Origin of the sequence: Longimicrobium sp., assembly GCF_036554565.1 — a bacterium.
GTDB lineage: Bacteria > Gemmatimonadota > Gemmatimonadetes > Longimicrobiales > Longimicrobiaceae > Longimicrobium.
On sequence record NZ_DATBNB010000656.1, the window covers coordinates 1 to 5,157 of the forward strand.

A 5,157-nucleotide genomic window follows, 5' to 3' on the forward strand; every position below is an offset into this window, starting at 1 on the left:
GGGTTCGCGCCGGCTCGGCGGACGCGCGGGGAGCCGGCGGGTCGGCCACCGGTGACCCGCCGCCGGCCATGCCCGCGGCGAGCGAGCCGACCAGGACGGCCACGGCCAGCAGGGTGATGAAGAGGCCGATGGTCTGAAGCCGGCGCCCTGCCCCGCCCTGCCCCGCGCTACGCCCCTTCGGCTTGCTCATGGAACGCCTGCGTCTCGGGGTGCAGCGTGCTTCCGCTCTCCTTTACGTGGCCCACGCGCGCGCGCACCACCTCGCGCAGCACCTCGTCCATCTCGCCCGGCATGCGCGCCCGCAACGACGCCGTCCACTCCGGCTCGTAGCGGCGCCCCGGCTCCAGGAAGTCCGCCAGGTACAGCGCACGCCCCAGCGTGCCGAAGCGCGGCGAGCCCAGCGTGTGGTAGCGGATGGCGTCGAGCATCTCGGGGTCGGCCTCACCCGCCAGGCGCTCGGCCGCGGCGGGGCCGTGCAGCAGCTTGCCGGGGAGCGACCGGAACGCCTCGGGGACCAGGGGACGCAGCTCGTCGGGGGGGCACTCGCGCAGCACGTCGTGAAGCCACCCCGTGGCCAGCCAGCGGGTGCGCTCGTCGGCCGGCAGGCCCAGCGCGTCGGCCCACTCGCCCATCAGCGCGGCCACGCGGCCGATGTGGGCGCGGCGCTTTTCCGACGCGCACGCCCACTCGGGAAGCTCGCCCCGCGCCGCGGCGCGCGCCAGCGGGCCCAGCTCAGTCGTCGAAGCCGCGTTTGACATGGGGCTCAAGGATGGCGCGGTTGCGAATGGAGGTGTGCGAAACGTAGTTGAAGCCCTTCAATTCCACGCCGCTGCCCACGCGCGCGGCCACCAGGCGGCAGCACGGGCCCACGACGGTCTCGTCGCCGATGGTGGTTCCCGCCTCCAGCACGCACCCGGGGTAGATCACCGTGTCGCGGCCAATCTGCACGTCCACGTCCACCAGCACCGTTTCCGGGAGGAGGAAGGTGACGCCCCCCTCCATCAGCTTGCGGACCACGCCGTCGCGCACGGCCGACGCGGCGCGCGAAAGGCCGGCGCGGCTGCGCACGACGAAGCCGTCGCGGTCGCTCACCCGGTGGGCGGCGGGAAGCGTGGCGGCCAGGGCCGACAGGTCGCCCCCCCGGCGCAGGAGCAGCATCGCGGCCTCTTCGCCCAGCGAGGCCGCCACCACCTCGCCCCCCTCGCCCACCAGCAGCGCGTCGCCCTCGTTGCCCAGCAGGCGCTGCAGGCAGTTCCCCGCGGTGGGCGCGGCCGCGTCCACGGCCACCACCCGCCCGGCGTGGGCGGCCTGGGCCAGGATGGTGCCCAGCGACTGCTCGTGGGGAAGCACCACCTCGATGGTGGCCGGGATGTCGGCGAAGAGGTCGGGCGACAGGTCGGGGCCGGAGGCCACCACGATGCGCGAAGGGCCCGGCTCCAGGTCGGCCAGGCAGCGCACCACGTGCCACGCCAGCGGACGGCCCGCCAGCGGGTGCAGGTAGGTGGAAAGGCGCGAGCGCAGGCCGCCGTACTCCGCCTCCGCCAGCGCCAGGACCACGCCGGTCCAGGCGCCCATGGAGGTCAGGAGGAAAGGGCCCGGAGGGCGCCCGGCGTGATGCGGTTATGCTCGTCGACGAAGATGAAGCGCGGGCGGTAGCCTTCCATGGCGGCTTCGTCGTACTGGCCGTAGCTGATGACGATCACCTTGTCGCCCGGGTGCACCAGCCGGGCGGCGGCGCCGTTCAGGCACATCTCGCCCCGGCCGCGTTCGCCGGGGATGACGTACGTTTCGAAGCGCGCGCCGTTGTTCACGTTCACCACGTGCACCTGCTCGTATTCCAGCAGGTCGGCGGCGTCCATCAGCTCGGGGTCGATGGTGATGGACCCGATATAGTTGAGATCGGCACCGGTAACCGTGGCCCGGTGGATCTTGCTCTTGCACATCGTGCGAAGCATGGCGGTCTCGCTCGTGTCCGGGGAAGCTGCCCTATCCCGAAAGGACCTCGTTGTCGATCAGCCGGGTGCTGCCCACCCGTGCCGCCACCAGCAGCACGGTTCCCGGCGCGGCGGCGGCCACCGGCTCCAGCGTGTCGGGGTCTACCGCCTCGGCGTACTCGGCCTGCACCCCCGCCGTTCCCAGCGCGCCGCGCAGCGCCGCGCGAAGGGCCACGGCGTCGCGCTCGCCGGCGGCGAACAGGTCGCGGCCGCGCCGCAGCCCGCGCGAAAGCGCCAGGGCCAGCCGGCGCTCGTCGGGCGAAAGATACACGTTGCGCGAGCTCATCGCCAAGCCGTCGGGGTCGCGGACGATGGGCGCCACCTCCACCCACACGCCCATGTCCAGGTCTACCGACATCCGCCGGATCAGCGCCGCCTGCTGGTAGTCCTTCTGCCCGAACACGGCCACGTCGGGGCGGAACAGGCCGAACAGCTTGGCCACCACCGTGAGCACCCCGCGAAAGTGGCCGGGGCGGATGGCGCCTTCCATCCGCGCCGCCAGCGGCCCCGGCTCCACCAGCACCTGCGGCGTGCCGCGCGGATACATTTCGCGCGGGTCGGGGGCGAACACCAGGTCCACGCCGCGGGCCGCAGCCATCTCCAGGTCCCGGCCCAGGTCGCGCGGGTAACGGTCCAGGTCGTCGGTGGGGGCAAACTGCAGCGGGTTCACGAACACCGACATCGCCACGCGGTCCGCCATCTCCCGCGCGCGGTCCACCAGCGACATGTGCCCCTCGTGCAGGTACCCCATGGTGGGCACCAGCGCCACGCGCTCGCCCGCGGCGCGCCACGCGGCCACCTGCTCGCGCACCTCGGCGCGGGTGTGCACCAGGCGCGGCCCGGCTTCCACGGCCGTGCTCATTCGAAGGTGTGCTCCGCGCCGGGGTAGCCCCCGTCCTTCACCGACTTCACGAAGTCGCCCACCCCCTCCGACGCGGCCTGGCCCACCTCGGCAAAGCGGCGCAGGAAGCGGGGCGCGAAGCCCGGGTTCAGCCCCAGCATGTCGTGAAGCACCAGCACCTGGCCGTCGCACCCCGCCCCCGCCCCGATGCCGATCGTGGGGATGTCGACGTTTTCCGACACCCGCCGGGCCAGCGCGCCGGGCACCAGCTCCAGGACGATGGAAAAGGCGCCCGCGGCCTCCAGGCGGCGCGCGTCGGCCAGCATCCGCTCGGCGGCTTCCTCGCCCTTGCCCTGCACGCGAACGCCCGTGACGTGAACCGACTGGGGGGTGAATCCCAAATGGCCCATCACGGGGATTCCGGCGCCCACGAGCGTGGCGACGGTTTCGGCGATCTCGGGCGAGCCGCCCTCGAGCTTCACCGCGCTGGCGCCGGTTTCCTGCAGCACGCGCCCGGCGTTGCGGAGCGCGTCCTGGCGCGAGACCTGGTAGGTGAGGAAGGGAAGGTCAACGACGAGCAGCCCGCGCTCCACGCCGCGGCGCACGGCCCGGGCGTGGTGGATCATGTCGTCGAGCGTCACGGGGATCGTGGTGTCGAGCCCCAGGACCACCTGGCCCAGCGAGTCGCCGACGAGGACCACGTCCACGCCGGCGGCATCCACGAGACGGGCGAACAGGTAGTCGTACGCGGTGAGCGCGGCGATCTTTTCTCCGCGGCGCTTCATTTCGCGGAGGTCGGCGACGGTTACCCGCCGCGGCCCGGTCCCGCGCTGTGTTGACATCCCTGTGGTCTGCCCTGGCACAAAAACCGGCCGCCGCCGTGGGGTTTGGGGCCTCGGGCGGCGGGTTGACGGGGCGGGAAGCTAACCCGATGTTGGGGGGGTGTCAAACCCGATCCGGTACTGCCCCCTGCTGGTCCGCGCCCTTGCGGCCGAGCTTCGCGCCGCGCTCCAGGGCCGCCAGTCGCTCGCTCTTCCCCGCTTCGACCGCGACCTCTCGTGCACCCTGCCGCTGGACGGCGGGCAGGCGCTGCGCTGGGACCTTCACCCGCGCCGCGGCTGGGTGCAGCTGGTGGCGGATGAAGACACGGCGAAGGGCGAGCTTTCCGCGCGCATCGTCCGCGTATCGTCTCCCCCCGACGAGCGGCTGATCCGGCTGGACATCCACGAAGCCAACCGCTTCCGCGGCGGCCGTCGCGCCCTGGTCGTGGAGCTTCACACCAACCAGTGGAACGCGCTGGTGGTGGATGCCGACGCCAGGCGCATCGTCTCCGCCCTCCGCGCGCGCGAGGCCGGCGGCCGAACGCTCAAGCCCGGCGCGGAGTACCGTCCGCCGGAACCCGCCGGGCGCGTGCTCCCGAACCGTCCGCGCGAGGCGCTGGTGGCCGAGTGGATGGACGCGCTCGGCGCCGTCCCTCCCGCCGAACGTCCCCGCGCGCTCGTCGCCGGCTTCGCCTACACCAGCCCCCTGAACGCCGCGGCGCTACTGGGCGACGCCGCACGCGGGGACGATCCGGAGGCGCTGGCTGAGGCGTTCGAGCGCTGGTGGGCCGTGGCGGATGGAGACGAAGAGGGAGCGTTCCTGGTGCGGACGCCGGCGGGGCCGCAGCCCTATCCGCTGGCGCTGGAGGGGATGGAGTCCGCCCGCGCGCGGTCGCTGCTGGCGGCGATGGACGAGGTGGCGGCCTCCGCCGCGGCTGAGCCGGACGCGCCGGTGGACGTGTTGGCGGAACCAGACCTGCTGGACCGGGTGAAGCGGAAGCTGGCGGGGGCGGAACGACGGATCGAGCGGCTGCGCGCCGAGGCGGCAACGATGGGAGAAGCCGACCGGCTCCGGGGCCTGGGCGACCTGCTCCTGGCGCACCTGGACTGGCCTGAACCGGGAGAGCCGTCGGTGATCCTCCCCGGCTTCGAAGGAGACGAGGTAGAGGTGCCACTGGACCCCGCCCTGCGCCCGCACGAAAATGCCGAGCGCCTGTACGAGCAGGCCCGCCGCCGGGGCCGGGCCGAGGCGCGCTTTCCCGAGCTGATGGCCCAGGCCGAGGTGGAGCGCGACCGCTGGCGGGCGGCGGCGGCGGCCATCGAACGCGGCGAAGCGCCGGACTGGGTGGAGTCTGCCCTGCGCCGGCCCGAGTCGCGCGCCAAGGTCGACGAACCGGAGGGGCCGCGGCTTCCGTACAAGATGTACCGCACGTCGGGCGGGCTGGAGGTACGCGTGGGGCGGTCGTCCAAGCACAACGATCGCTTGACTTTCGGCCATGCG

The 5,157-nt window shown here is 73.3% G+C and carries 7 protein-coding genes; 1 reads left to right on the plus strand and 6 read right to left on the minus strand.

Features of this window, described 5'->3' with window-relative positions; genetic code table 11:
* The 6 genes from VIB55_RS18220 to panB all read right to left on the minus strand — a co-directional run.
* Window positions 1–190: hypothetical protein (locus tag VIB55_RS18220; RefSeq protein WP_331878095.1), on the minus strand; the 190-nt coding region annotated here is incomplete at its 3' end.
* Window positions 168–758, minus strand: coding sequence for an HD domain-containing protein (locus VIB55_RS18225; protein WP_331878096.1), 591 nt, complete (start codon window positions 756–758; stop codon window positions 168–170). The genes VIB55_RS18225 and VIB55_RS18220, both read right to left, overlap by 23 nt.
* On the minus strand, window positions 733–1,575 hold the full coding sequence (locus tag VIB55_RS18230; RefSeq protein ID WP_331878097.1) for a hypothetical protein: 843 nt from the start codon (window positions 1,573–1,575) through the stop codon (window positions 733–735). The genes VIB55_RS18225 and VIB55_RS18230 overlap by 26 nt, the downstream gene beginning before the upstream one ends.
* A 5-nt stretch (window positions 1,576–1,580) precedes the next feature.
* A complete protein-coding gene (gene panD / locus VIB55_RS18235) occupies window positions 1,581–1,955 on the minus strand; it encodes an aspartate 1-decarboxylase (protein WP_331878098.1) in 375 nt (124 codons plus the stop codon).
* 31 nt (window positions 1,956–1,986) lie between these two features.
* A complete protein-coding gene (gene panC, locus VIB55_RS18240) occupies window positions 1,987–2,856 on the minus strand; it encodes a pantoate--beta-alanine ligase (RefSeq protein WP_331878099.1) in 870 nt (289 codons plus the stop codon).
* Window positions 2,853–3,677: a 3-methyl-2-oxobutanoate hydroxymethyltransferase gene (gene panB, locus VIB55_RS18245; protein ID WP_331878100.1), complete on the minus strand. Its 825-nt coding sequence runs from the start codon at window positions 3,675–3,677 to the stop codon at window positions 2,853–2,855. The genes panC and panB overlap by 4 nt, the downstream gene beginning before the upstream one ends.
* A 100-nt stretch (window positions 3,678–3,777) precedes the next feature.
* Between panB and VIB55_RS18250 the strand changes: the two genes are divergently transcribed.
* Window positions 3,778–5,157: NFACT family protein (locus VIB55_RS18250; protein WP_331878101.1), on the plus strand; the 1,380-nt coding region annotated here is incomplete at its 3' end.

Coding starts and splice junctions, on each gene's coding strand:
- VIB55_RS18225 (WP_331878096.1), bottom strand. CDS start 758: ATGTCAAACGCGGCTTCGACGACTGAGCTGGGCCCGCTGGCGCGCGCC.
- VIB55_RS18230 (WP_331878097.1), bottom strand. CDS start 1,575: ATGGGCGCCTGGACCGGCGTGGTCCTGGCGCTGGCGGAGGCGGAGTAC.
- panD (WP_331878098.1), bottom strand. CDS start 1,955: ATGCTTCGCACGATGTGCAAGAGCAAGATCCACCGGGCCACGGTTACC.
- panC (WP_331878099.1), bottom strand. CDS start 2,856: ATGAGCACGGCCGTGGAAGCCGGGCCGCGCCTGGTGCACACCCGCGCC.
- panB (WP_331878100.1), bottom strand. CDS start 3,677: ATGTCAACACAGCGCGGGACCGGGCCGCGGCGGGTAACCGTCGCCGAC.